Annotated in this window: 24 protein-coding genes and 1 tRNA gene; 8 read left to right on the forward strand and 17 right to left on the reverse strand. The window is 56.7% G+C overall.

Features of this window, described 5'->3' with window-relative positions; translation table 11 throughout:
* Positions 1-124: 124 nt before the first annotated feature.
* From Q0903_RS01280 to Q0903_RS01290, 3 genes are read right to left on the reverse strand one after another with little or no spacing between them, the layout of a single operon-like run.
* Positions 125-871, reverse strand: coding sequence for an SDR family oxidoreductase (locus tag Q0903_RS01280; RefSeq protein ID WP_299024306.1), 747 nt, complete (start codon positions 869-871; stop codon positions 125-127).
* Positions 872-873: 2 nt separating this feature from the next.
* Entirely contained in the window at positions 874-1377 is a 504-nt protein-coding gene (locus Q0903_RS01285; protein ID WP_299412134.1) for a GNAT family N-acetyltransferase, read from the reverse strand.
* On the reverse strand, positions 1370-2824 hold the full coding sequence (locus tag Q0903_RS01290) for an aldehyde dehydrogenase family protein (protein WP_299412137.1): 1455 nt from the start codon (positions 2822-2824) through the stop codon (positions 1370-1372). Before Q0903_RS01290 ends, Q0903_RS01285 begins: the two co-directional genes overlap by 8 nt.
* A gap of 153 nt (positions 2825-2977) precedes the next feature.
* Between Q0903_RS01290 and Q0903_RS01295 the strand changes: the two genes are divergently transcribed.
* The 3 genes from Q0903_RS01295 (at position 2978) to Q0903_RS01305 (ending at position 6367) form a co-directional block, all read left to right on the forward strand.
* The gene (locus tag Q0903_RS01295) at positions 2978-3952 is read left to right on the forward strand and encodes a quinone oxidoreductase (RefSeq protein ID WP_299024311.1); all 975 of its coding nucleotides are present in this window, start codon (positions 2978-2980) and stop codon (positions 3950-3952) included.
* A gap of 44 nt (positions 3953-3996) precedes the next feature.
* Positions 3997-5142, forward strand: a complete 1146-nt coding sequence (locus Q0903_RS01300) for an NADH:flavin oxidoreductase/NADH oxidase (RefSeq protein WP_299412140.1) — start codon at positions 3997-3999, stop codon at positions 5140-5142.
* A gap of 223 nt (positions 5143-5365) precedes the next feature.
* The gene (locus Q0903_RS01305) at positions 5366-6367 is read left to right on the forward strand and encodes an aldo/keto reductase (RefSeq protein ID WP_299412143.1); all 1002 of its coding nucleotides are present in this window, start codon (positions 5366-5368) and stop codon (positions 6365-6367) included.
* Between the two features lie 78 nt (positions 6368-6445).
* Here the strand turns inward: Q0903_RS01305 and Q0903_RS01310 are convergent, their stop codons facing one another.
* The 4 genes from Q0903_RS01310 to Q0903_RS01325 form a co-directional block, all read right to left on the reverse strand.
* On the reverse strand, positions 6446-6877 hold the full coding sequence (locus tag Q0903_RS01310; protein ID WP_299024317.1) for a universal stress protein: 432 nt from the start codon (positions 6875-6877) through the stop codon (positions 6446-6448).
* Positions 6874-9480 carry a TRAP transporter permease gene (locus tag Q0903_RS01315; RefSeq protein WP_299412146.1) on the reverse strand — a complete coding sequence of 869 codons (2607 nt, stop codon included), beginning with the start codon at positions 9478-9480 and terminating at the stop codon, positions 6874-6876. Before Q0903_RS01315 ends, Q0903_RS01310 begins: the two co-directional genes overlap by 4 nt.
* A 138-nt stretch (positions 9481-9618) precedes the next feature.
* Complete coding sequence (locus tag Q0903_RS01320) at positions 9619-10587, reverse strand: TAXI family TRAP transporter solute-binding subunit (RefSeq protein ID WP_299024322.1); 969 nt, start codon at positions 10585-10587, stop codon at positions 9619-9621.
* A gap of 10 nt (positions 10588-10597) precedes the next feature.
* Positions 10598-11479, reverse strand: a complete 882-nt coding sequence (locus Q0903_RS01325) for a MurR/RpiR family transcriptional regulator (protein WP_299024324.1) — start codon at positions 11477-11479, stop codon at positions 10598-10600.
* Positions 11480-11596: 117 nt separating this feature from the next.
* Between Q0903_RS01325 and Q0903_RS01330 the strand changes: the two genes are divergently transcribed.
* Positions 11597-12916 (forward strand): aspartate aminotransferase family protein, encoded by a 1320-nt coding sequence (locus tag Q0903_RS01330; RefSeq protein WP_299412150.1) that lies wholly within the window; start codon positions 11597-11599, stop codon positions 12914-12916.
* A gap of 580 nt (positions 12917-13496) precedes the next feature.
* Here Q0903_RS01330 and Q0903_RS01335 read toward each other — a convergent pair.
* Together Q0903_RS01335 and Q0903_RS01340 are read right to left on the reverse strand one after the other, a co-directional pair.
* Positions 13497-13586, reverse strand: a tRNA-Ser gene (locus Q0903_RS01335).
* 172 nt (positions 13587-13758) lie between these two features.
* A complete protein-coding gene (locus tag Q0903_RS01340; protein ID WP_299412152.1) occupies positions 13759-13932 on the reverse strand; it encodes a hypothetical protein in 174 nt (57 codons plus the stop codon).
* A gap of 136 nt (positions 13933-14068) precedes the next feature.
* On the opposite strand from Q0903_RS01340, the gene Q0903_RS01345 reads away from it, so the two are divergent.
* Complete coding sequence (locus Q0903_RS01345) at positions 14069-15772, forward strand: helix-turn-helix transcriptional regulator (protein WP_299412155.1); 1704 nt, start codon at positions 14069-14071, stop codon at positions 15770-15772.
* Here Q0903_RS01345 and ychF read toward each other — a convergent pair.
* Complete coding sequence (gene ychF / locus Q0903_RS01350; RefSeq protein WP_299024331.1) at positions 15769-16866, reverse strand: redox-regulated ATPase YchF; 1098 nt, start codon at positions 16864-16866, stop codon at positions 15769-15771. The genes Q0903_RS01345 and ychF overlap by 4 nt on opposite strands.
* A gap of 150 nt (positions 16867-17016) precedes the next feature.
* On the opposite strand from ychF, the gene trpA reads away from it, so the two are divergent.
* Positions 17017-17808, forward strand: coding sequence for a tryptophan synthase subunit alpha (trpA, locus tag Q0903_RS01355; protein WP_299412158.1), 792 nt, complete (start codon positions 17017-17019; stop codon positions 17806-17808).
* A 292-nt stretch (positions 17809-18100) separates the two neighbouring features.
* Here the strand turns inward: trpA and Q0903_RS01360 are convergent, their stop codons facing one another.
* From Q0903_RS01360 to Q0903_RS01390, 7 genes are all read right to left on the reverse strand, one after another.
* The gene (locus Q0903_RS01360) at positions 18101-19201 is read right to left on the reverse strand and encodes an NADH:flavin oxidoreductase/NADH oxidase (RefSeq protein WP_299412161.1); all 1101 of its coding nucleotides are present in this window, start codon (positions 19199-19201) and stop codon (positions 18101-18103) included.
* Positions 19202-19470: 269 nt separating this feature from the next.
* On the reverse strand, positions 19471-20154 hold the full coding sequence (locus Q0903_RS01365) for an aspartate/glutamate racemase family protein (protein ID WP_299412163.1): 684 nt from the start codon (positions 20152-20154) through the stop codon (positions 19471-19473).
* A 6-nt stretch (positions 20155-20160) separates the two neighbouring features.
* Complete coding sequence (locus Q0903_RS01370) at positions 20161-20874, reverse strand: ABC transporter ATP-binding protein (protein WP_366141482.1); 714 nt, start codon at positions 20872-20874, stop codon at positions 20161-20163.
* 12 nt (positions 20875-20886) lie between these two features.
* Positions 20887-21669 (reverse strand): ABC transporter ATP-binding protein, encoded by a 783-nt coding sequence (locus Q0903_RS01375; protein WP_299412166.1) that lies wholly within the window; start codon positions 21667-21669, stop codon positions 20887-20889.
* Complete coding sequence (locus Q0903_RS01380) at positions 21666-22646, reverse strand: branched-chain amino acid ABC transporter permease (protein ID WP_299024343.1); 981 nt, start codon at positions 22644-22646, stop codon at positions 21666-21668. The genes Q0903_RS01375 and Q0903_RS01380 overlap by 4 nt, the downstream gene beginning before the upstream one ends.
* A gap of 4 nt (positions 22647-22650) precedes the next feature.
* Complete coding sequence (locus tag Q0903_RS01385) at positions 22651-23520, reverse strand: branched-chain amino acid ABC transporter permease (RefSeq protein ID WP_299024345.1); 870 nt, start codon at positions 23518-23520, stop codon at positions 22651-22653.
* Positions 23521-23603: 83 nt separating this feature from the next.
* Positions 23604-24791: an ABC transporter substrate-binding protein gene (locus tag Q0903_RS01390; RefSeq protein WP_299412170.1), complete on the reverse strand. Its 1188-nt coding sequence runs from the start codon at positions 24789-24791 to the stop codon at positions 23604-23606.
* 229 nt (positions 24792-25020) lie between these two features.
* Here Q0903_RS01390 and Q0903_RS01395 point away from each other — a divergent pair, with 229 nt between their 5' ends.
* Positions 25021-25734 (forward strand): GntR family transcriptional regulator, encoded by a 714-nt coding sequence (locus tag Q0903_RS01395; RefSeq protein WP_299412173.1) that lies wholly within the window; start codon positions 25021-25023, stop codon positions 25732-25734.
* 497 nt (positions 25735-26231) lie between these two features.
* Positions 26232-26981 (forward strand): LuxR C-terminal-related transcriptional regulator, encoded by a 750-nt coding sequence (locus Q0903_RS01400; protein ID WP_299412176.1) that lies wholly within the window; start codon positions 26232-26234, stop codon positions 26979-26981.
* Positions 26982-26999: the final 18 nt, after the last annotated feature.

Consider the following 26999-nt stretch of genomic DNA (forward strand, 5'->3'; position numbering starts at 1 on the left):
CCTCTGGGCTTGTCGTTTCGCCCCGAATGGGAATCATGGCGATGATTTCAAATACGTTACGCGGTATTTAGGAAAGGTGCGAACCGATACCAAGACACGCAAAGCAATTTCTTTAGGTTTTTTATCAGATACAGCGGCCACCATCGACTTCCATACAGACACCCGTAATCATTGATGCTTCATCCGAGCATAGATAGCAGGCAGCGTTTCCCATATCCTCCGGTGTTGAAAAACGTCCCAACGGGATCGTGGAAAGGAACTTTGCGCGCATCTCTGGCGTATCCTCGCCCAAAAAGCTGGCAAGCAGAGGCGTCTCTCCCGCGACAGGGTTCAGCGCATTAACGCGGACACCTGCGGGAGCCAACTCTACGGCCATGCCTTTTGTTGCGTTGTTCATCCAGCCTTTGGAGGCGTTGTACCAGCTAAGGTTGGGGCGCGGGGACACACCCGCAGTTGAAGCGATATTAAGAATATTGCCCGTGCGGCGCGCTTTCATCAAAGGCACGATGTGCTGCGCAGTCAAGTAAACGGCCTTACAATTCACTGCAAAGATGCGGTCGAAATCCTCCTCGCTGACGGTATCCATCGGAGCGGGCAGATGGGTAACACCTGCGTTATTTACCAAGATATCGATATGACCCCAAGCGGCAACCGCCTGAGCCGTCATTGCACGCACATGTTCGCTGTTGGCGACATTGGCAGTGGCAACAATAGCATGTGCGCCCATTTCCTGTGCAAGATCCTGTGCCATTTCCGTGTTGAGGTCAGCAATCATCACCTGCGCCCCCTCGGCCACAAATTTACGCACCATTCCGGCGCCAAAGCCCGATGCGCCCCCCGTTATGATCGCTGTTTTACCCTGTAGCCGCATTTCTATGCCTCCCAATCCAGTTTCAATACGTGTCGTATGTGCCCGTCTCCTTCGGGATCCGCCGGCACAAGACGTTCATGCACAAATCCCTGCCGCTCCCAAAAGGCGCGGCCACGCGGGTTGGCCTCCAGCACTGCCACACGGATGCACACGGCGCCCTGCCCTTGTGCTATGGAAAAGACATGCTGCGCCATACGTGCGCCCAGTCCCGCACCACGGGCGGCAGGGTCCAGCAACAGCAGACCCATGTACCATTCACCCTGCGCATAAAAATTGCGCAGACAGGTCACGACCCCGTCCAGCCGCCCTGCCCGCCCTGCACCAAAGGCAAAGACATCCTTGGATGGCAGGTCGGGCGGCGCTTCAGCCAATAGATTGGCTGCGTAATCGGCATCAGGCGGCGCTCCGGTTTCAAGCGTGATATAGTCGGCAGCACGCACACACAGGTCAGAAACAGCAACCGAATCCGCCTGCGGGTCGATCATGCGGATAGCTGCCTCACCCATGATAGGCAGCCACAGTCTTGAGCGCGGTAAAGGCATAGAGCGCCTCGAACCCTTTTTCACGCCCATGCCCTGACAGACCCGCCCCCCCAAAGGGCAGTTCGACCCCGCCACCTGCGCCGTAGTTGTTCAAAAAAACCTGTCCTGCACGCAAGGCCCGTGCCAGCCGCATCTGCCGCGCCCCGTCCCGCGTCCAGACAGAGGCGACTAGCCCGTAATTGGTGCCATTTGCGATTGCCAAGGCCTCGGCTTCATCCTCGAAGGGGATAATAACCTGAACAGGCCCAAAAATCTCGTCCTGTGCAAGCACATGATCGGGGGGCACGTTTTCGAACAGGACAGGTGCCACATAGGCCCCCCCACTTGGCGCCTGTGTAATGACCTCACCGGTGGCTGCGCGGCTCAGGTCTGCCCCTTGGGCCAAGAACCCCTCCACAATCTGTTTTTGCCGCATCGAGACAAGCGGACCGACAGCCAGATCGTCTAAGGCTGGCCCTGCGCGCAGGGCGGTATAACGTGCGGCCATTTTGCTGACCACCTCGTCATAGACACCGCGCTGCACCAAGATGCGCGAAGAGGCAGAGCAGGTCTGGCCCGCGTTCTGTATCCCTGCGCCCACAAGAAACGGCAAAGCGGCATCAATGTCGGCATCCTCAAAGACAAGCTGCGGTGACTTGCCGCCCAATTCCAGCGTTACAGGCACAACGTTTTGCCCCGCAGCCTGCTGGATCAGCCGCCCCGTTGCAACCGAGCCTGTAAAAGAGATGTGGTTGACGTCGTGGTGGGCAGTCAACGCTGCCCCTGCCTCGGCCCCTGTGCCGCTAACGACATTCAGCGCGCCATCAGGCAACCCCGCTCGGCGCGCAAGCTCGCCAAAGGCCAGCGCGGTCAGGCACGCCTCCTCTGCGGGCTTCAGAACAGCTGCGTTACCAGCCGCCAGCGCGGCCCCTACGGAACGGCCAATGATCTGCATGGGGTAGTTCCACGGAATGATATGACCTGTCACGCCATGCGGCTCCCGCAGGGTATAGACGGTATATCCGTCCAGATAGGGAATAGTCTGGCCGTGCAACTTGTCCACAGCGCCTGCGTAGAACTCCATATAACGGGCGAGTGCTATGACATCTGCACGCGCTTGGGCCAGGGGTTTGCCCACGTCCTGCGCCTCCATTCTTGCCAGTGCGTCAATGTTCTCCAGCACCAGCGCGCCTATTTTCGACAGGATGCGCCCCCGTTCAACGGCAGTGCTGCGGCCCCATGGGCCGTCAAAGGCAGCGCGGGCCGCGGCCACTGCAGCGTCGATATCGTCAGCACCGCCGCGCGCGATTTCACAAAGGGCTTTGCCATCTGAAGGGTTAACCAACGGCATGGTTTCCCCCGAGGCGTTACGCTGCCATCTGCCTGCGATCAGGCAATGGGTGGAATCAACATCAAGAATGCGAAATGTCATAGCAGCCTCCTGTCCGGTGTCGCGCTTAGATTGGCAATCATGCCCTGCTTTAGCAAGGCGCTGCGCAGACCGTCACTGGCAACGCGCATAACTAATCAATGGACATCACCGCACCACTCGCACCAAGATCACCCAAATTCAGGAGGATCCAACATGGCACTTACCGCAATCATCGAAACCCACGGCGGGCCGGAACAGTTCAAACTGGTCGACCGCGAGGTCGGCGCACCACAGACAGGCGAAGTGCGCATCGCCCACAAAGCAATCGGGCTGAACTTTATCGATGTATACCAGCGCACGGGTCTCTACCCCATGCAGCTGCCCCATGCGATGGGCATGGAAGCCGCAGGCGTGATCGAGGCTGTGGGCGAAGGTGTTACACATCTCAAAGTAGGCGACCGTGCCGCTTATGCCTCTAACCCGCCTGGCGCATATGCCGAGGCGCGCGTTATGCCTGCCGCGCAGGTCTGCCCCTTGCCTGACGGGATTTCTTTTGAGCAAGGCGCTGCAATGATGCTGAAAGGGATGACGGTTGAATATCTGTTTCACCGCACCAGCCCGCTGAAATCAGGCGACACGGTTTTGTTCCATGCGGCGGCGGGCGGTGTCGGGTTGTTGGCCTGTCAATGGGCGCGGTCCGAGGGGATTACGCTGATCGGAACAGCAGGCACTGACGAGAAATGCAAGCTGGCGCTGGATCACGGGGCAAGCCATTGCCTGAACTACCGCACCTCAGATTGGGCCGCAGCCGTACGCGATCTGACCGAAGGACGTGGTGTTGATGTGGTGATGGACGCCGTGGGCAAGGATACGTTCGAAGGCTCGCTCGCCTCGCTCAAGCCGTTGGGAATGATGATGTCCTTTGGCAACGCATCGGGGCCGGTACCGCCATTCGATCTGGGCATACTGGGGCGGATGGGGTCGCTGAAACTGACGCGCCCTACCTTGTTCACCCATATCAACGACCATGCAACCTGTCAGGCTATGGCACAACATCTCGCACAAAAGGTGCTGGACGGTGATGTGAAGATTAATATCGGACAGCGATTTGCCCTGCGCGACGTCGCCAAAGCGCATACTGCATTAGAGGCCCGCAGCACCACAGGCTCCACCGTGCTGGAGGTATAGGCCGCCAAAAACACAGACCCTGCAAATTTGGAACAGGATACCACATGACAAACGCGCCGCATCTTTTTGAGCCGATGACCCTTCGGGGTATCCAGACACGCAACCGTGTCGTTATCTCGCCGATGTGCCAATATTCGGCCCATGAGGGGCATATGGATGATTGGCACCTTGTACATTTGGGCCGTTTTGCAACGGGGGGCGCAGGTATCGTCTTTACCGAGGCCACGGCAGTGCAAAAATCAGGCCGCATCACCCATGGTTGCCCCGGCTTATGGGCCGACAGCCAGATCACAGGCCATGCAAGGGTAGCGCAATTTGCGCTGCAACACGGCGCAATCCCTGCGATCCAATTAGCACATGCTGGCCGCAAGGGCGGGATGCAGCGACCTTGGTTTGGCAATGGCCCACTGAACGCGGATGATTTCGCCCGTGGGGATATGCCTTGGACCCCACTCGGACCATCGCCCGTTCCTGTTGCCGAGGGCTGGCCTGTCCCGCATGAGATGACCCAGACACAGATCAACGAACTGATCGGCGACTTCGTCTCTGCCGCGCGGCGCGCGTTGGCGGCGGGGTATAAGATTGCTGAAATTCACGGCGCCCACGGCTATTTGCTGCACAGCTTCCTGTCGCCACTCTCGAACCGGCGAAGCGATCAATACGGCGGCGATCTGGATGGCCGTATACGGCTGGCGCTGGAGATCACCCAAGCCGTACGGGATATCTGGCCGGATGAGCTGCCGCTCTTCTTTCGCACCTCAGCCGTTGACGGGACTCCGGAGGGCTGGACGCTGGACGATACAGTGGTTCTGGCCAATAAGCTGAAAGCAATCGGCGTGGATGTGATGGATTGTTCTTCCAGCGGCATCGCCGGCTCCGCAACCGCAGGCAGCCCCAAGAAACGCCAGCCCGGATTTCAGGTTGAATACGCAGCACGCGTCCGTACGGATGCGAAGATGGCAACAATGGCCGTGGGCCTCATCACACATGCCCAGCAGGCAGAACAGATCTTGGCGCAGGGTCATGCAGACCTGATTGCATTGGGGCGCGAGGCATTGGTCAACCCCATGTGGGCACTGCATGCGGCCCGTGATCTGGGCCATGATATTGCATTTGAGAACTGGCCCGAACAATCGGGGTGGTGGCTGGCAAGTCGTCAAAAGACATCAGAGTTTTACCAACCTGATTGACAGCAATTTGCAGCAAGCATCGCGGCTGACATCTTTGCGGGCGGAAATCGTTGGCCTAGGGGCTAGCGAGGCACCGGCCAGCCTACGCCACGCCACGCGGTAAAGCGCATCCTAAGCAGCGGTAATCCCGCGGCCAGTACCAGCACTGCGAGATAGACAAACCAACGTATTCTTTGAATATTTCAGAAGAGTAGAAGCAACATCAAAAACGGAGGCACACAAAATGAAATCCAGAACACTGGTCAAGGACGGGGCAGGTATCCATCCGGTCGGGATCGGGGCCATGTCATTTTCAAACTTTTACGGCCCCACGACCGAAGCTCAGAGCATAGCGATCCTTGATGCGGCAATGGACGCGGGTGTGAATCACATCGACACGGCAAATGTCTATGGCATTGGCACGTCCGAGACGGTGATCGGCACCTACCTCAAGAGCAATCCCGAGGCCAAGGACCACTTCACAATCGCCACCAAAGGTGCGATTTCCCGCGCGCCCGATGGCAGCGGCAACATAATTGATAACTCAGCCCAGCATCTTGAGGCCGCACTGGACAGCAGTCTCAAGCGTCTGGGCCTCGAAGCCGTTGATCTTTATTATGTGCATCGTCTTGATGCCCGCATACCGATTGAAGAAGTTGCACAGACCCTCGGTCGCTTTGTCAAAGCGGGCAAAGCCAAAGCCATCGGGTTTTCCGAAATTGCCCCCACATCGCTACGCCGCGCGCATGCAGTGCATCCTGTCGCGGCGGTGCAGTCTGAATACTCGCTCTCTACCCGCTCACCCGAGATGGGATTGGTCCAGACCTGTGCAGAGTTGGGTACTGCTTTGGTTGCTTTCTCGCCCGTGGGTAGGTCGTTTCTGACGGACACACCACTGAGCCATGAAGCGGTGCAAGACCTGCCCTTTTTGGTGAATAACCCCCGTTTTATGCAGCCAAATTATGACGCGAACATCGCCGCTGTTGCCCCGTTTCAGGCGCTTGCCGTCGATATGGGCCTATCGACTGCGGGCCTTGCTATTGCTTGGGTGCTGGCACAGGGGGAACATATAATCCCGATCCCCGGCACACGCTCTGTAAACCATCTGCGCCAGTTGCTCCAAGGGGCCAACCGCCCCCTAACCGACGATGAATTGCGCGAGATAGAGCGTGTCCTTCCGATCGGCTGGGCACATGGCGACCGCTATTCAGTAGCGCAGTGGGCTGGCCCTGAAAGATACTGCTAACAACCAAAACAACGCGCCGCGCTGGCAGCAAACCATGTCTAGGTTGCTTTGCGCAGCAGATCGGTCCTATCTCGCTAGTTATCGGACGACATGTACCGAACAAGTAGCATGGCGCACCACGCGGGCAGCGTTGGGACCCAGCAGATAGTCTGCAAGGTCGGCCCGATGCGCGCCCACGACGATAAGCGATGGTTTGGTTTCGCGCGCAAGCTTGAGCACTTCTTCATAGGCGCGGCCCGTGGCGATGACGTGTCTGACCTTTTCATTCTGGGCGGCATCCAGTGCTGTGGTGACTAGCGCGTTAAGGTGCTCTTTGGCCTCTTCCATCATCTTGTCGTGATGGTCGGCCCGAAAGGCCGCCCCCACCCTGCTCATCCCGAAATCAGGCACAACCGCGATTACGTCAAGCTGTGCGCCGTCCAGCGCGGCCAGTTGGGCCGCCTTGCGGATCACGTCAAGATCGGACTCACCGTTACTGACGTCAACGGCACAAAGAACTGAATTGTTCATGCTGGAACTCCTTCACGGGACATACGGGCGCGTTGCAAGAAAGCAATGAAGAACAAGAAGATCAGCGCCGGAATAAAGACAAGCTCTTTTGGCATCTGATCTGCCGGTGCATTGACCGATGCAATCTGCACGGGATCATCACCATAGAAATCAAAGCTGGAGAGGCTGTCGGAGAAAGGCGAACCAAAAGCAGGCTCATCCATTTTCGCCAAACCGTCTTCTTCGATCAAAAGCAGGCCCGAGGCTGCGAGGCGCTCATCGGCAGAGCCTTCGCTGACAGGCAAAACCAAAGTGGTTTCCTTTGTCTCGCCCGTATCAATGTCGGGGCCAGAAACAACCAGCCTTATCTCGTCGCCCGTCGTGGCATTGCCCAGTGCCGTTGCGAACATCGCAGGCTCAACCTGCTGGAACGGTGGCTGTATGCGGTCCATCACAAAATCGGGACGGAACAAGACGAAGGCCACAAGGATCAAGGCAATACTCTCGTAGATGCGGCTTTTGGTCAGGAACCAACCCATTGTGCCTGCGGTGAACACAAGGATCGCAATGGAGGCTGTGACAAAGACCAATATACCCTGCGCCCATGTCACATCTATCAGCAACAGATCTGTGTTGAAGATAAACACAAATGGCAAAGCCACGGTGCGCAGGCTGTAGAAGAAGGCGACAAAGCCTGTCTTGATCGCATCCCCGCCAGACACGGCAGCTGCTGCAAAACTGGCAAGACCCACGGGCGGGGTCACGTCGGCCATGATACCAAAGTAGAACACGAACAAATGCACAGCGATCAACGGTACAATCAGTCCCGATTGCGCCCCCAACTCGACCACAACACCTGCCATAAGCGACGATACAACGATATAGTTCGCCGTTGTCGGCAGACCCATCCCGAGGATGAGCGACAACAGCCCCACCATCACAAGCATCAAGATCAGATTACCGCCCGACAGGAACTCTACCAGATCAGCCATAACCTGACCGACACCTGTCAGCGTCACAGTCCCTACAATAACACCTGCTGTCGCAGTCGCCAGACCGATACCGATCATATTGCGCGCCCCGTCGATCAGGCCCTGAATCAGATCGCCAACGCCCTGCTTGAAGGCATTGACCGTCTCGTTCTCGCCACGAAAGATTGACTTCAGTGGTCGTTGGGTGAGCAGGATCACAAAGAGCAGCATAGTCGCCCAGAAGGCGGACAGGCCCGGTGATTTCTGCTCGATCATCAGGAAATAAACCAGCACCACAATGGGCAGCAGGAAATAGAGGCCCGATTTATAGATTTCGCCAACAACCGGCAGCTCGACTTCTGCTGCGTTGGGGTCATCAGGCTCCAGATCAGGCACGGTAGAGGCGAGGTACAAGAGGGCCGCATAACCGCCGAAAATCAACACAGACATGACGAGGCCCGCAGCATCACCCGCAGCCGCGGCAACCCAGCCCACAGGAAACTGGACGCCATAGCAAAGTGCTGCAAACCCGATAAAGAAGGCCATCATGCCGCCAATCGTCTTGCCCATAGAGACAACGCGGTTCCCCAGCGTTGGCATGTTGTTCTTCACCGCTTCGAGGTGCACGATATAGACCAACGCGATATATGAAATCGTTGCAGGCAAGAAGGCATGTGTGATGACTTCCACATAAGAAATGCCCACATACTCCACCATCAAAAAGGCCGCAGCCCCCATGACGGGCGGCATGATCTGTCCGTTGACCGAAGAGGCAACCTCAACCGCGCCTGCCTTTTCCGACGAAAATCCTACCCGTTTCATCAGCGGAATAGTGAATGTGCCTGTGGTGACAACATTCGCGATAGAAGAGCCGGAGATCAGACCGGTCGCAGCAGAGCCTACAACGGCTGCTTTAGCCGGACCGCCCTTGAGGTGGCCCAGCGCGCCAAACGCCATCTTGATAAAGTAATTGCCCGCCCCTGCCTTATCCAACAAGGCACCGAATAGCACAAAAAGGAACACGAATTTGGTCGAAACGCCTAACGCGATACCAAAGACCCCTTCGGAGGTGATCCACATATGGCTCATCGCTTTTTTCAGCGAGGCCCCTTTCCAGCGGATTACATCAGGCACCAGTTCGGACGAGCCGAAGAACACGTAGCCGAGGAAAATCGTGGCGATGATCGCCATTGCCGGGCCAAGCGCGCGGCGCGCGCCCTCAAACAGGATCAACAGGCCCGCAAGTGCAAACCATTTGTCCATATCGTCAGCCAGACCGCCTGCATCCACGATCTTTTGATAAAAGACAAAGCCGTACATGGCAATGAAAGCACCCATCAGCCCAAGGAACCAATCCGCCATCGGGATGTATGCGCGCGGGCTCGACTTGAACGCGGGATAGGCCATGAAGGCCAGAAAGACAGCAAAGGCCAGATGGATCTGGCGCGAATTATTAATGACATCACCGGGGAACACATAGTTGGCCAGTGGCGAGGCCAGCAACACTTGGAACAATGACCAGACAACAGCGACAACAGCCAGCAGTGTGCCTACTCCTCCCGCGGGGTCGCGCGCGCCTGCGTCAGAGGATGCTACAAGATCTTGCAACTCTTCTTCTGTTAACGGACGGTTTTTGGGTGTCTGATCAGCCATGGTCTTTTGTCCCCCTAGAGTAGCAGTTCAAACTGCATTTGTTTTTATGGGTCGTGTGTTTTTGAGTCGCGTAAATGCAGCATCGAAATTGTCTGGTTCGAAACGGAGGGGCAAAATTCGCCCCTCCGACAAGCGCGATCAGTCGATCAGGCCAGCTTCTTTGTAGTACTTCATTGCACCGGGGTGCAGAGGTGCTGACAGGCCAGCCGTTGCCATTTCCTTGGGATCAAGGTTGGCAAATGCGGGGTGCAGCTTTTTGAAGTCTTCGATATTTTCCATCACGGATTTCACGACCTGATAAACCGCTTCGTCCGATACATCAGTCGATGTCACGAATGTCGCACCTACACCGAATGTCGCGGTATCCGCATCGCTGCCCCTGTACATGCCACCTGGAATTTTCGCAGAGCGGTAGAAGGAGTTGTCGTTAATCAGGCTGTCTACTTCTGCACCGCTGACCGTGACCAATACGGAATCGCAAGCTGTTGTTGCTTCTTGAATGGAGCCGGAGGGGTGGCCAACGGTGTAGACCATCGCGTCGATCTGGTTGTCACACAGGGCTGCTGACTGCTCGGCCGCTTTCAGCTCGGTTGCGAGCGCGAAGTCATCGGTGCTCCAGCCTTTGGCTTCCAGCAGTACTTCCATCGTGCCGCGCTGGCCGGAACCGGGGTTGCCGATATTCACGCGTTTGCCTTTGAGATCATCAAAAGACGTGATGCCGGCATCTGCACGGGCCACGACCGTAAAGGGCTCAGGGTGTACGGAGAACACCGCACGCAAGCCTTCAAACGCGCCTGCATCTTCAAATTTGGATGTGCCGTTATATGCGTGGTACTGCCAGTCCGACTGGGCAACACCGAACTCCAGCTCGCCTTCGCGGATGGTGTTGATGTTGTAAACCGAGCCGCCAGTCGATTCGACGGAGCAACGGATGCCGTGCTCTTTGCGGCCCTTATTGACCAGACGGCAGATCGCGCCGCCCGTCGGGTAATACACACCGGTCACGCCACCAGTACCGATTGTGATAAATTCTTCTGCATAGGCCGCAGGTGCCATCATCGCCCCTACAGCAAAGGCCGCGAGTGAGATTTTAAGGTTTTTGGACATCAGTTTCTCCCTAGTTGATGTTTTGGTTCGCTTGCTCGTCCCAGACTTCGCCAAGACGGCGATTTCTTAGCTCTACTTCCGCGATACGCGCACGAGCAGGTGCTCCGGCGCGACCTGCAACCATCGCGATCATGACCTCACATAACACGATTGTCACCGCGTAAGACGAAAAGAAATTGTGGCTATGGGTCGGCACAATGAAATGCGCCGACGCGTGTGGCAGGGCCGGACAGGTATGTGTGTCGGTAATTACGATCACAAATACGCCCGCCGCATGGGCTTCGCATGCCGCATTGAGGGCGTTGTTCGCAAACGGTGGCTTGGTCATGACAATCAGCACGTCGCCATCTGTCATCCCGACCAGACCACTGGCCAAGGATGCCCCCATACGGCTGGCCATTGCCCATTTGTCGCTAATGAAACTGGCCATGTATGTCAGATATTCCGCCGCGCCCGTCGACCCTAAGGCCCCAGCGACCAAAACCCGCCGCGCGCTGTGCAAACGCTCCACGCAGGTTTCAAGCATGGCATCGTCAATCGCGGCTCCCAACCCTTGCAGGTTGGCCGCGCAATCCATCACGTGTTGGTGCAGAAATCCCTGCCCCCCTTCTCCATGTTGCTGTTGCAGTGCCTCAACCCGATGCGAAAATGAATTGGCAGGCTGCATTGCCTTGCGCAAAACATCGCGCAGGTCCTCATAGCTGTCATACCCCAATGCCGTCGACATCCGCGAAAACGTAGCAGGCGACAAGCCCGCGTCTTTTGAGAGCGTGCGGAGACTTCGGGTCGCTGCATCAATCGGGTGGGCCACAATATAATCCGCAGCCTCCTTCAGCTTGGCGCTGAGAGATGCGTATTTTTGCGACAGTTGGTGTTCAAACGACAGACTCAAGCTCGAATATCCCCCGAAATCTCGCCTTACTAGAATGTTCCATCTGTTTCACGTCTTGTCAACTTCAGAGGCGTCTGTTTCAGTACAGCGATACCAAGACACATAAGGACGCAGACCGTGTCACATGTTTTTCCACGTCACACAAAGTCGGCACTGCCTACAATCGCGCGCGGTGAAGGTGTTTATTTGTACGACCAGTCCGGCAAACAATATTTTGACGGCTCGGGCGGTGCGGCAGTGTCCTGCCTTGGTCACGGTGATCAGGATGTAATCAACGCGATCAAATCCCAGCTGGACAATATCGCCTATGCGCATACCAGTTTTTTTACATCTGATCCGGCTGAACAACTGTCAGACAAACTGATCCAGCACGCGCCTGAAGGTATAGACCGCGTCTATCTCGTATCCGGTGGCTCCGAGGCGATGGAGGCTGCGCTAAAACTGGCCCGACAGTATTTCGTGGAGATCGGGCAAGACCAGCGACGTCATGTGATCGCGCGGCGGCAAAGCTATCACGGCAATACGCTGGGGGCCTTGGCAACAGGCGGAAACGAATGGCGCCGCGCGCCGTTTGCGCCGCTGATGGTTGAGACGACGCATATCTCGCCCTGCTTTGAATACCGTGGCAAGCGCGCCGAGGAGACCACCCAAGACTACGGACTGCGTGTTGCCAATGAGCTGGAGACAGAAATTCTGCGCCTTGGGCCAGACGCGGTCATCGCGTTCGTTGCAGAACCCGTTGTCGGCGCCACCGCAGGGGCTGTTCCGGCAGTCGAGGGGTATTTCAAACGGGTGCGCCAGATTTGCGATCAATACGGCGTTCTATTGATCCTCGACGAAGTCATGTGCGGTATGGGGCGCACTGGCAAACTGTTTGCCAGCGAGCATGACAGCATCCGCCCCGACATCGTCGCCATCGCCAAGGGCCTTGGTGCGGGGTACCAGCCGATCGGCGCGATGCTTTGCTCGGCCGAGATCTATGAGGCGATTGAAGCGGGCAGCGGTTTTTTCCAACATGGCCACACCTATGTGGGCCACCCCACCGCTTGCGCCGCCTCCCTTGCTGTTCTGACGAAACTTACCGATGGGGGGCTTGTCAGCCAATGCGCCGCGATGGGCGACAAGCTACAGGACGCACTGTTACAGGCCTTTGGTCAACACCCCAACATTGGCGACATCCGCGGTCGCGGCCTGTTCCGCGGCATCGAGCTTGTTGAAGATCGCGACTCAAAACGTCCCTTCGATCCCTCCCGCGCCATCCACAAAGCCATCAAGAAAGAAACATTCGAAGCAGGGCTTGCCTGCTATCCGATGGGCGGCACTATCGACGGTAAAAACGGCGATCACATCCTTCTTGCACCGCCCTTTATTATGCAAGAGTGTCACATTGATGAAATCATAACCAAACTTGAAATCGCAGTCGCAAAAGTGTTCTGAACCACCCTATTTTTCTGCATTCGTATGACGGTAGCTCAAAGATATTCGCGTATATCAGACGGCGTCACATATGCAGGCTGGGACAGATCAAAAAGGGACCGACAACACCTGTGAAACCCCGCATTTTCAGGTAAAAGGCCCCCGCCAAAAGCCTTTGATAGCAAACCAGAACCACCAAGGTTAGCAGCCGAGATAACTAGCATGACAAAACTTGACAAAGCTAAATACTCGGCGAAATTCAAGACTAAGCAGCCCCACAGAAACCGCGAGACTGGTGGAGGAAAATAGCTAAGAGTGATTGCCTCAGTTTTGTGGAGTTTGCCACAGGAAAGGCCGCATTGTGGGACCTGTGCGAGTGTCATCGCAAGCCACCAACCACCGACCTGAGCTTTCTCAGAATACAGTGTCAGCCCCAAGCCTTTCGGCGAAATGCCCGTGAGCAAAAATAAATCTCAATAGGGCACATAAAATCACTCCAGGACCGATCGAAAACCCCAAAAGAATAATCCGCACCCGGTTCTAAATCAGCCAAAACATGCGCTTCAACAAACCAATATTGCTTCGTGAATTAAAGGCGCGGTGGCGGAGACGAAGGGATTCGAACCCTCGAGACGATTCCTCGCCTACTCCCTTAGCAGGGGAGCGCCTTCGACCACTCGGCCACGTCTCCGCTGACCCGTTTAGCGATGGGGTGCTGGGAGGGCAAGGGGGTTTATTGGGTGAATTTTCGGGGGGTGCTTTTGGTACACCCTGCGTACACCCCCTGTACACCGGCTGGCACAGGGAGCGATGCAGGCAGAACACGGGAAAGAGCCCTCCTGCGCCCTGCCCTGTCGAGACTGTCAGAGCGCGCCGCCGCCCGCCCATGCGAGGGAGAGGTGCGCGAGAAGGGTCAGCACGACCACCCACCGGACAGGGACGCCGATGAGAGCCAGCGCGCAGATTGCTGCGAAGGTGACGTTGCTGCCTTGCGCGGACATCGTCCACGCAATCATTGATTGAAGTTGCCACATCATTGGATATGTTCCTTGTAATGCGACGAGCGCCCGTCTTGGGTTTAAGACGTTGTCATGACAAGATTTAAGATAGCGGTTCTGGGACGGGCAGCCGTTTGCTCAAGGGTGTCCTGATGTTGCAAGGAGTGCCCTGAGGTTGCCTGACGTTGCCCAAGAGATTTTGACCGCCTTCGGGGATGCTGTTCGGAAAGCGAATGGGCTGAAAGGTTGGTCATTGGATTCGCTGGGTGCGGCAATCACGCCGCCGATGAGCAAAGGCTACCTGTCGCGCATCCAGAACGGAAAACGGCAACTGTCGCCTGCGACGGTGGGCAAGCTGATCAAAGTGCTTGATCTGGACGAAAGCTGGATGGATCGCTTTCTTGGCAATGCCGAGGATGAGGTCACGCAGGAAGACCGCCGAGCGGAACAGCTTCTCTCGGCGACTGGGCATGACGAGGCAATAGACATTGCCGAAAACCTGATGATCGCGCTGGCCTATGAGTATGCCGAGGGCGATGCGAACGATCTGGACAGCGCCTATCGCGGCTTGAAGGTCGCGTTGCAAACGGCGGTGGAGATGAAGGCGCGGGCCGCCCTGCCCGACAATACGGATGCGGGGATTTCTGCGGTGCGCGCAGAAGTGCAACGGCTGAACGAGGCCGAGGAATTGGACGCGGCGGCAGAGGCGATTGATGCAGCGATGGCGCAGAAGTCAGCGGAGGTTTCTGCCCTGCTCGACCTTGGGGTGCAGCAGGATCGGATGCGCAATGAGCCGGAGGCGGCTGCGGCAAAACTGGTGCAGCAGGTGATGCTGGATGCGCCGAAGGAACCGTTCGAAGCGCTGCGCGGTGTTATGCTTGAATGGTATGAGCGCGGCCGCGATCGCGGGCTGGCGTTCGAGGCGACGGTTGCGATCCAACTGGCGCGGTCCAATCTTGCTTTTGCAACAGATGCAAATGCGCGCGGGACGGTTCAGAACGATCTTGGTAACACGCTAAGCATCCTTGGAGCGCGGGAAAGCGAGACAGCGCGGCTGGATGAGGCGGTTCTAGCATACCGCGAGGCGCTGAAAGAATTGACACGCGAGCAGGTGCCGCTGGACTGGGCCACGACGCAGAACAATCTGGGCAATGCGCTAAAATCCCTCGGGGAGCGGGAAAGCGGGACGGCACGGCTGGATGAGGCGGTGATGGCCTACCGCGAGGCGCTGAAAGAGCGGACACGCAAGCAGGTACCGCTGGACTGGGCCACGACGCAGAACAATCTGGGCACTGTGCTGAAAAGCCTCGGGGAGCGGGAAAGCGGGACGGCACGGCTAGATGAGGCGGTTCTAGCATATAGTAAGGCGCTGAAAGAGCGGACACGCGAGCGGGTGCCGCTGGACTGGGCCGTAACACAGAACAATCTGGGGAATGCCTTGACCTCCCTCGGGGAGCGGGAAAGCGGGACGGCGCGGCTGGATGAAGCAGTGCTGGCCTGCCGCGAGGCGCTAAAAGAGCGGAAACGCGCGCGGGTGCCGCAAGACTGGGCCACGACGCAGAACAATCTGGGCACCGCGCTACGCATCCTTGGGGAGCGGGAAAGCGGGACGGCGCGGCTGGATCAGGCGGTGCTGGCCTACCGCGAGGCGCTTAAAGAGCGGAAACGCGCGCGGGTGCCGCTGTACTGGGCTGCGACGCAAGTTAATCTTGCGATTGTATATGTTGCGTATTTTGAGAAAGACGGGACGGTGGCGCATTTGGACGTGGCAGAGCGCCACGGCTTAGATGCGCGTGAGGTTTTTGATGAGGCGGGGGTCACGCATTATCTGGCGAACGCGGATGCGCTGCTTACCCACATCCAATCCCTGCGGGATTAGGTGTTAAACAAGAAGTGCAGCACGTCGCCGTCTTTGACGGTATAGGCTTTACCTTCGGCGCGCATTTTTCCGGCTTCTTTGGCGGGGCCTTCGCCGCCTAGGGACACAAAATCATCATAGGCGATTGTTTCGGCGCGGATGAAGCCTTTTTCAAAGTCGCCGTGGATGACGCCTGCGGCCTTTGGCGCGGAGGTGCCTTGTTTGATGGTCCATGCGCGGGCTTCTTTGGGGCCTACGGTGAAATATGTCTCGAGGTGCAGGAGTTCGTAGCCTGCGCGGATGAGGCGGTCGAGGCCTGCTTCTTCGAGGTTCATGTCGTCGAGGAACATCTGGGCGTCGTCGGCGTCAAGCTGGCTGATTTCTTCTTCGATCTGGGCAGAGATGACCACGGCAGAGTTGCCCTGCGCCTCGGCCATTTTCGCCACGGCGGCAGAGTGTGCGTTGCCCTGCGCGGCGTCATCCACGCCTACGTTGCAGACATAGAGGACCGGTTTGGTCGTCAGCAGTTGCAGCATGCGCCATGCTTTTGCGTCGTCCTCGTCAATCTCGACCACGCGGGCGGGCTTGCCGTCCTCAATGGCGGCTTGGGCTAGCGCCAGCAGGCGGTCTTGCTGCACGGCGTCTTTGTCATTGCCTTTGATCTTGCGTACAAGGCCTGCGCGGCGTTTCTCGATGCTTTCCAGATCGGCGAGCATGAGTTCGGTGTCGATGGTTTCGGCATCGGCCACGGGGTCCACGCGGTCTTCGACGTGGGTGACGTCATCATCCTCGAAACAGCGCAGGACGTGGGCGATTGCGTCTGTCTCGCGGATGTTGGCGAGGAACTGGTTGCCGAGGCCTTCGCCTTTGCTCGCCCCCTTCACCAGACCCGCGATGTCGACGAATGTCATACGGGTGGGGATGATGGATTTGGATTTGGCGATCTCGGCCAGAGTATCAAGGCGCGCGTCTGGCACGGCGACTTCGCCCACGTTCGGCTCAATCGTGCAAAAGGGGAAGTTGGCGGCCTGTGCGGCGGCGGTGCGGGTGAGCGCGTTGAAAAGCGTTGATTTGCCCACGTTTGGCAGACCTACGATACCCATTTTGAAACCCATGACAGCGTCCTCTTTTGCAATAGGGGCCGTGTTAGAAGGTCGCGGCGTGCTGTGCAAGGGAATGGTGGGGCCTGTACGTGCAGTCGTGCATTGATTTCTGCCGCGCAATTGGGCATTCCATCGCCAACAGTTCTTACAAAGGCCAGCCCCATGACCCGCATTGACGCCAAATTCGCCGATCTCAAAGCCCGTGGTAAGAAGGCGTTCGTGTCTTATGTGATGGCGGGAGATCCCGATTTTGACCGCTCGCTGGAGATTGTACGCGGGCTGCCTGCAGCGGGCGTCGATGTTATCGAGCTGGGGTTGCCGTTCACGGATCCTATGGCGGATGGTCCGACGATCCAGCTGGCGGGGCAGCGCGCACTGGATGGCGGCATGACGTTGCTGCGGACGCTGGAGCTGGCGCGCGCGTTTCGCGAGGCCGACGACACAACGCCGATCGTGCTGATGGGCTATTACAACCCGATTTATTCAATGGGCGTAGATGCCTTCCTCAAGGCCGCTGTAGAAGCAGGTATTGACGGGTTGATCGTTGTTGATCTGCCGCCCGAAGAAGACGTGGAGCTGTGCGTGCCTGCACAGGAAGCGGGGATCAACTTTATCCGGTTGGCCACCCCTACAACCGATGACAAACGACTGGCCCGCGTTGCCCAGAACACCTCTGGTTTCGTCTATTACGTCTCGATCACCGGCATCACCGGTGCGGCCGAGGCGGACGCGGGCGATGTCTCACCTGCCGTGGCGCGCATCCGCGAAGCAACCGGCCTGCCCGTGGTTGTGGGTTTTGGCGTTAACACCCCCGAGAAATCCCGCGCGATTGCGCAGGTCGCGGACGGTGTTGTGGTGGGATCGGCCATTGTGAGCCAGATCGCAGCAGGTAAAAGCACCGAAGATGTGCTGGCCTTTGTCAAAACGCTGTCAGACGGAGCACACTCCGTCTGAATACGCATAGCCTTGGCGCTTGCGAAAACGTCGGATGCGCGTTTGAGGCACTGCGCCTCGGCAGCGTGAACACTGCACAAGATAACAGCCGTTGAGCCACTATGCGCGCCACGGCGCGCAGGTAATCCATTGCACGCGCAGCAGCGTTCCGTTTGAAAAAGCGGATGCCGTCGTGCGCCCTGTCCTACCAACATGTCGCATTGCGGCACATGCCTGTTGCACCGGATCAAACTAATCCGCCAGTGCTTCGGGATCGCCATTGTTGTGGGCCAGGCCGCCGCGGGCCAAGGTTTTAGCTGGCCCCGACGAAAAATCCATACTGTTCGGCAAGGACGTGCCGCGCATCTATACCTAGCTCTTTTGCTGCGTTGAAAGCCCAATGGGGATCACGCATCATTTCACGGCCCAACAAAACGATGTCGGCGCAAGAGTTGGCAACAAGCGCGTCAGCCTGCTTGGGATCGGTAATGCCGCCAACAGCCATGACAGGCAAACCTGTCGCCTTGCGCAGCTGACCCGCCATTTCGGGTTGTTCCGCGGTGCGATTACCGATTGCGCCACGCGCCTCTGGCACAGCGCCACCGCCTGAACAATCCAGAATGTCGACACCAAGCTCCTTGAGCCACAGCCCAACTTGCGATGTGTCATCAAGGGTCAGACCGCCAGCAGCAAAGTCATGCACCGAAAGACGCACAGAAAGAACCCTGTCCTGAGGCCATACTGCACGCACCTTTTCAACGGTTTCCAGCAGAAAACGCGCGCGTGCGCGCAGATCGCCGCCGTAGTCGTCAGTGCGGGTGTTGACCAAAGGCGTCAAAAACGAATGGAGTAGATAACCATGGGCGCAATGCACCTCTAGCAGATCGTACCCGACCTCAAGCGCCAGTTCGGCGGACCGGACGAACTGGCCCTGAATTTCGTGGATTTCAGCGATAGACAGGGCGCGCGGTGCCTTCCAAAGTCGGGTGCCATCCGGATCAAATGCATCAGCGGTCGGGCCGACAGTTTCCCAGCCGTTGGGATCATTGGCATCGAGGTGGCTTCCGCCTTCAAGCGCGGTGGCGGCACTACCTTTGCGGCCAGAATGTGAGATCTGAATACCAGTCACAGCGCCGAACTGCCGCTGTAAGGCGACAATTGGCTTTAGGGCGGCAACCTGATCTTCATTCCATAGGCCAGCGCAGCCTTGTGAAATGCGTCCCGTTGCCGATACAGCCGTGCATTCGGCCATGATAAAACCGACGCCGCCAACAGCGCGCGCACCCAGATGCACCATATGCCAATCGCTTGCGACACCATCGGTGGAGCTATATTGGCACATCGGCGACATACCAATGCGGTTCTTGAATTCTACGTTCTTGATCTGGAACGGCGTGAAGAGGTCTGAAGACATGAGGTTCCTTGAATTGGGCTCTATTCGTTGATCATCCAACGATTGGTGCGTAACGCCGCCAGATTTAGAGGTGAAAATCGCAATATAGACAAGCCATTTCGACACTGGCCAGTCGGTTGCGATGCAAAACACTGACATGCGCGCAGCCGATCAAAGCGGCCTTTTGCGGCGCAGTGGCAACAGACCGTTCCGCCAAGGGCGGGCTATTGCGTACCCACGGCCAAGTGTTTCCCAAGTCTTTTAGCGGCTGGATGGGCCTGACCGCCCGATCAATCGGCCGAATATGCCCCGATTTTCGAAGTGCCCAGACCATTGTTCACCAGTGCCTCGGCAAAGGTGACACCAGCTGCCACACCATCAATCACCGGTAGGCCGAATTCCTCGCTCAGCTGCGCCATAAGATCCGCCATCCCCGCACAACCCAGAACGATCGCTTCAGTTCTGTCGTGCGCGATGGAGTCGCGAATTTCTGATTTGATTTTGAACAGAGTCGCCGGATCGCCCTCTTCCAGTTTCAGAACAGGGATATCCGTTGCGCGAACGCGCGCGCATTTCTGGGCCAGCCCATAGCGCATCAAATTGTTTTCAAGACCAGGGACAGAGCGTGAGAGAGTTGTGATGACGCTGAACTTGTTGGCGACCATACTGGCTGCGTGGTAGGCCGCCTCACCAATGCCCAAGACCGGCACATTGACCAGTGTCCGCACTGCATCAACGCCCGTATCATCGAAGCAAGCGATCACAATCGCATCGACATCAGGATGCCGTGAAACCTCGGCCAGCAAACCGGGGATGCAAGTGGCGACGTCCAGAAAACCTTGGATGCTGGCAGGTCCGTCTTGCGAATTGGCCGCAATGATCTCGGTATCGGGGCGGGCGACAGCCCTTGCCGCAATCGCGATCTTATCGGTCATGGAACTGGTTGTGTTCGGGTTGATAACGAGGATTTTCATATCAGCTCACACCTCACCGCCAAGATAGGCGGCCTTGATCCGGTCATCATGCAGCAACTCCTTGGAGGCGCCTTCGATGACAACATTCCCTGTCGCCATTGCATAGGCGCGGTGCGAAATGCTCAGCGCCATGCGCGAGTTTTGTTCCACAAGCAGTACCGACACGCCTTCGTCACGGTTGATCGCGACGATGGAACGGGCAATGTCCTGCACCAGCTTGGGTGCGATCCCGAGACTTGGCTCATCCAGCAACAACAGTTTGGGCTTGGCCATCAGGGCGCGGCCAATCACCATCATCTGCTGCTCCCCCCCCGAGAGGGTACCCGCAGCCTGAGAGTAGCGTTCTTTCAAGCGCGGAAAGCGGGTTAGTATGCTGTCCAGCGTATTCTGAATGTCGGCTTTGTCCGTGCGCGTGAAGGCCCCCATCATCAGGTTGTCCTTGACCGACATGAACGGAAACACGCGGCGCCCTTCGGGCACCATGGCGATACCGCGTTTGACAATATCCGAGGGATCAGCGCCATCGACACGCGTGCCCTCAAACGTCACAGAGCCGCTTTTGGGCTTGGCCAAACCTGTGATGGCGCGCAGGATTGATGACTTGCCCGCGCCGTTTGCCCCGATCAGGGCAACGGTTTCACCTTGGTTGACGTTCAGGGACACGCCCTTCAGCGCATAAACGTGATCGTAGTACAGTTCGACGTCTTTGAAATCTAACATGGCTGTCATGGTTTACATCCCGATCTCATCGTCGACGCTGCCAAGATAGGCCTCGATGACTTTTTCATTGTTCTGGATTTCCGACGGCGTGCCCTCTGCGATCTTTTCGCCAAAGTTCAACACCACGATCCGGTCCGAGATATTCATGACCGCTGGCATATCGTGCTCTACCAGCATGACCGTCACCCCGCGTTCGTCCCGAACCGAGCGCACCAGATTGACCATATTCATGGTCTCGTCATGGTTCATGCCTGCAAAGGGTTCGTCCAGCAGCAGCACCTTGGGGTCTGTGGCAAGGCCGATTGCAATCCCCAGCGCGCGCAGGCTGCCTTGCGGCAGATTGCTGGCCTGTTCATTGCTAATTTCGGACATGCCCAGAAATTCCAGCAGCTCGTCCGCATATTTCTCAAAGGCGGTCACATCTTCCTTGGCGGTCTTTGACCCCCAGAAGTATCCGGCAAGCGAGGCTTTGGCACGCAAGTGCTGTGCTACCACAACGCTTTCCCGCACCGTCATACTTTTGAAAATCGTAGTCTCCTGAAACGTGCGCACCACCCCTTTGCGCGCCACGATATGTGGCTTGAGGTTGGATATCTGCTCGCCCTTAAAGATCACTTCACCCGAGGTTGTTGGCGTGAAAGAGGCGATCATTTTGAACAACGTAGACTTGCCCGCACCATTCGGCCCGATCACCGACAGGATTTCGTTCTCGGCCACGTCGAAATTGATCGCATTGTTTGCCGTCAGACCACCATATTTCTTGGTGACATTCTTGACTTGAAGAAGCGGGCTCATTTGTCACCTCCTTTGCCGAGACGAATGCTCAGCAGGCCATTGGGAAGGAAGCGAATGATGACGATCAGGATCGTGGAGTAGATCAGCATCTGGTATTTGCCGAATTCAAACAACAAATCCCATCCGAAGTAGAGAACCAGCGTACCCAGCATCGGCCCAAAGACATAACCGAGGCCGCCAAGAAAGCAGTTCAACATGAAGTTGACCGAGTCCGCGACTTGAAAGCTGGACGGATAGACCGACTGCGCAATGGACCCGAACATGGCCCCGCCTACCCCGCCGAAAAAGCTGGAAATGGCAAAGATCACGATGCGGATGTAGGAAATGTTCACCCCGATTGAGCTGGCAAGTTCTTCGTTTTGTTGCATAGAACGGCACAGATGCCCGAGGCGGGAATTCACCAGCCTGTACAGCGCGGCATAGGTCACGATCATAATGATGCAGGCGGTGTAATAGAAGGCCAGCTTGGTGTTCTCCATCGCGGCAAAATCGGGCAGGATTGGAATACCGAACACCGAGATGCCCGAGGGCAGAGGAATGTTCGAGATACCCCGCGCGCCGTTGGTGATGGGCAGCGCCAAGGCTGTCAGCGTGACAACCTGCGTCAGCACCAGCGTGATCATGGCGAAATATACGCCGCGCAGACGCAGGATCGGCAGACCGATCAGGATCGCGACCAAGGCTGCGAAGAGGCCCGCCGCTGGCAGCGATATCCAGAATGACCAGCCCGCTTTAACCACCAGAATGGCGGAAACATACGCGCCGATCAGCGCAAAAGCACCTTGGCCGATATTGATCCGGCCAATGTAGAAGGTTAGCCAAACTCCGGCACTGGCGATTGCCAGAAGGGCGACCGATGTCAGGGTAAAGTAAAAGTCCCAACGCCCCGTTGCGCCAATGATAAGCGGAACGCCGATGAAGATCATGAACAAGAAAATCGAGACCCCGATAAGCTGTTTTGAGGTAAATCCAAACATCACATCAACCCCACGGCTTGCCCATCAGACCTTGCGGTCTGATGGCGAGGAAGATCATCAGGGAAACGAAGATCAGCAGATAGGTAATATCGCCGTACTGATAGAGCAGCGCGAGGCCGATAGCTTCCATGAAACCGAGGATGATACCGCCCCAGATTGCGCCTGAAATCACCCCTGCGCCGCCGATCATGACCATCATGAAGGCTTTGATGGATGTTGCGCCGCCCATACCAAGGTTCACGCCTGTAATCGTGACCAGCAAACCACCGACCAGACCGGCAAGCATTGCGCCCAGCGCAAAACCGATCATCGAATACCGATCCACGTTCACGCCCATTAACTGGGCAGCGGTACGGTCCTGGGCCAAAGCGCGCAGGGCGCGGCCTGTTTTGGTGTATTGCATCAGACCGATGAACGCGACGATTGACAGGATCGCGAGAAAGCAGATCAGAATGCGATCATAGGGCATAATCAGGCGGAAATCATAATTGAACACGCCGTCGACAATTTTGGGAACGCCGCGTTGTTTTTCGCCAAAAACAAGAAGGATCACGGCATCAAGAAAGAACGCGATACCAGCCGCCAAAAGCATCGTGCTTTCTTCGCGGGCTGACCCTTTGATTACGGGTGCAAAGAGGTATCGTTCGATCAGCGCGCCAAGGATCGCCAAAGTGACACACGACATGACAAGGGCCAAAACAAACGGCACACCCCATTGACCGTAGAATGTGTAAGTAACGAAGCCGCCAATCACATACATCTGCCCGTGGGCAAAGTTGAGGACGTTCATCAGCGCGAAAATCAGGGTCAGACCAAGCGCAATCATCGCGTATTGGGACCCCAGATAGACGCCATTGGCCAGTATCTGTTCCATGTCGGTTTTCTTTCGTGGAAAAGCCCCGGGCCAACGTGGCCCGGGGAAGTTTTGCTCAGGAGAGGTCCAGAGCAGGGGAAAAGTTAGTCTACTTCAGCGACGAACAGTGTTTCGAACTTGCCGTCCTGATAGACGTTTACCACCAATGGCACCGCGACCTGACGCTTTTGGCCAAAGGATGTCATGCCGACATAACGCAGTTTTGCATCACCGTTCATGTAGGGGTTTGGTGCTTCGAATGTGTCCATCTTTGCTTGGAACGCTTCGACATTGTCGATGGCGGATGGATCAGCTTTCAGCGTTTCCAGAATATACTCCAACGCATAGACTTTTGTGTTGGACTCGTCGTTGTATTCGCCAAACATCTTTGTGTAACGGTCGACGAATTCATTCATCATCGGGGAGGCCAGCTCGGGCGTGGATGCCCCACCGACCGAAATGAAACCGTTTGCCAGATCGCCAGCGCCTTCGGCCAAAACACCCGCATCTTGCGCGGTCTCTGTCGAAATGACGCCTTGGAAGCCCAGCTCACGCGCGGAGCGGATCAACTGGGGGGCATTTGCCGGAGAAACACCAGACAGCACCAGCAGATCAGGGCGCGAGCGCATCACGGGTGTCAGGACCGGTGTAAAGTCGGTCGTATCCACCTGATACGTCACGTTGTCGGAAACCACTTCCAACCCAAGCGCATTTGCGGCCTCGATGCCACCATCACGCTGGCTCAGCGGGTCGGATTCGTTTGCTGCGATGAAGGCGACGGTTTTGACGCCCTTTTCTTCCATCAGGTATTTATAGATCACGGGGCCGGACTGGTAGTTGGCGACCATACCCAAAACGGCATTAGAGGCCGGTGCCTGATAGAGCGACTTTGGGAATGCGTATGGGAAATACATGATCCCGTTGGATTCAGCCACGGGGCGTACGGCTGCTGCGCCGTCGTCAACATTTGGCCCCACAACATAGTGGATGCCCTCTTGGGCCATCTTTTCCATGCCCGCAATTGCGCGCTTGGGGTCTTTTTGGTCATCAAAGGACACGATTTCAACGTCATAGGTAGTGCCACCGATGGTGTAACCGCCTGTCTCATTGATCCATGCCGCGCGCGCTTCCATTGAACGCTGGTTGGAGATACCCCAAGCCGCAGCAGGGCCGCTGGTCACGCCAACAAACCCGATTTTCAGAACCGGGTTCTCCGCAAGAGCGGTCGTAGCCCCAAGCGCCGTCAAAGTTGCAGCCGTCAAAGCCGCCTTAATCACTGATCTTCTTTGCATATCATAACTCCCGTTGAATTTGATTTCGACACGTTTTGCGTCATTCTTGGCCGGCAGTTAGATGGAATCTCCATTCGTGCCGCACGATGAGTTCATGATTGTTAACAATTTTTGTCAACACAGTTTGTATTTTTGTCGACAAATTCTGACGCTTGGCCTTACATTGATTGAAGGTTAAGCATTCACAGCCCAAAATGCCCGAATGCCAATCAATCGTGAAAGTGAGCTCGTGTCCTCCAATCCACAACAAAGCAACGTCGCTGCTTCGATCCCGCGTTCGGGGTCCGATGAGAACTTTATTGTCGAGCGCATCTTCAAGGCCGTCATGGAACAGCGTTTGGCGCCGAATACCAAACTAAGCGAGGCGCGCCTGTGCGAGACATTCGGTGTTGGTCGTATGCGCGTGCGCCGCGCCCTGCTTCTGCTCTCAAGTCAGGGCATCATTGAACTTCAGTCAAACCGCGGTGCGTATATCGCCTGCCCCGACAAATCCGAAGCAAACGATGTATTTGCGGCGCGGATGTTGATTGAACCCCCGCTTGTTCGTCAACTGGCGCAGAACTCGGATGATATTGATCTCGCCATTCTCACGGAACACATCGCGCATGAGGACGCGGCCCGCGAGAAAAAAGAACGCACCGAGATCATTCGGCTGTCCGGTGAATTTCACACAAAGCTCGCTCAGGCGACCGGAAACAAGTTTATCTTCCGAATGATGCGTGAGTTGGTCACTCGGACATCCCTTATTGTCGGCCTCTTTGGATCATCGGAAAACGCCAGCTGCCCAGATGATGAACACAGCAACATCTTGAAAGCGATCCAGTCCAACAACCCTGAGCTGGCCGAGGAATTGCTGATATCCCACCTCAACCACATTCAGAGTGGTCTGGATATGGAAGCGCGCCAAGAGCCCCAGGATGATTTGGCTGCCATTCTGCGATAGGTCTGAACGCGGGGATGCCCCAGCTGCGTTGGCAGACACAGAACGCCGGAGTGTCCTTCATACAGATGCAAACGATCTAACGGGTGCTGGTGTATTCGGTTAAAACAGCGTCGGTCGCTTGATCCTGTTCCCGGATGCTGGGCAGCATTTCAATATGTGTTGCACCCTCAGCGTTGGCTTGGGCATGTGAGGCATGGCGGGTTGTGGGCGCTGCAATGCAAGAAACCAGATCTGCCTGCGATTGGGCAGCTGTTGCAGGCGGCTAAAAGCGGGCCTTTGCACATTGCTGGCACTCAGGGATACGTCAAACGCGAAAAAGCCCCGTGGCTTTGACCATCCCGCCAAAGCCACGCTTTTGGTCAGGTCCAGAGACGGAATTGAAGCTGAGGCACAAGAGCCTGTCGCAGCGCGACAGAATACCCTGTCACACCGGATTTGACACGAACTCTAACCAGGACTTTACTCGCCCGCGCAGCAACCAACATTGGAAACAAAAGATGCCGCTTGATCTGGCCCGCTTTGAAAACGCTCTCGCTGACATCCATCAACGGTTTCAAAAGAAGTCTGACCCGCTAGACAGCTGGGTGATCGCCCAAGGCGTTGCGAAAGACATTGGTGCAACGGCGATAAATCTTGGCGGCACAAATTTGGAGGGTGATCAGCCCGGCTGGGGCCGTTCATCCATGTCAGATGGTTGGCTTGAGAGATATGAAGATAAGAAATACCATTTAGTCGATCCGTTTATCGCGGCTTTGACTGCTGGCCAGTCGGAAGTGTTGACAGACTGTGGCACGCTCCCCCGTTCGGACCCTGCATATGACTTGAACCACGACCTGAAGTCATACGGTTATATGTCGCTCTATGGGACGATGTATGGCAGCGCGGACAACGGCTATCGCTCGATTGTCGTATACTGCTCTGACAAGAGCATTGCCGAAGTGCAAAAAGAAATTGGTCTTCCGAAACTGGCGATAATTCACGCATTGATCGCCGCGCATACGCCAAGGCCGAATACAAGTGACGGGGGTGGTCAGTTTGTTGTGCGCATAGATCCGCTATCGGCAAGAGAAACTGATGTTCTCAGATGGCTTGCCTGCGGGTTTCGCAATGACCAGATCGCGCTCAAAGCGGGCATTGCAGAAGTGACAGTGCGCAAACACCTGCTTTCTGCACGGCGCAAACTGCGGGCGAGCACGCGTGAGCAAGCAGTTGCGATCGCCATTCGGGACGGCTGGATCACCCTGTAGATCACGTATCGCTTTCGA

This window comes from uncultured Sulfitobacter sp., assembly GCF_947502895.1.
Lineage (GTDB): Bacteria > Pseudomonadota > Alphaproteobacteria > Rhodobacterales > Rhodobacteraceae > Sulfitobacter.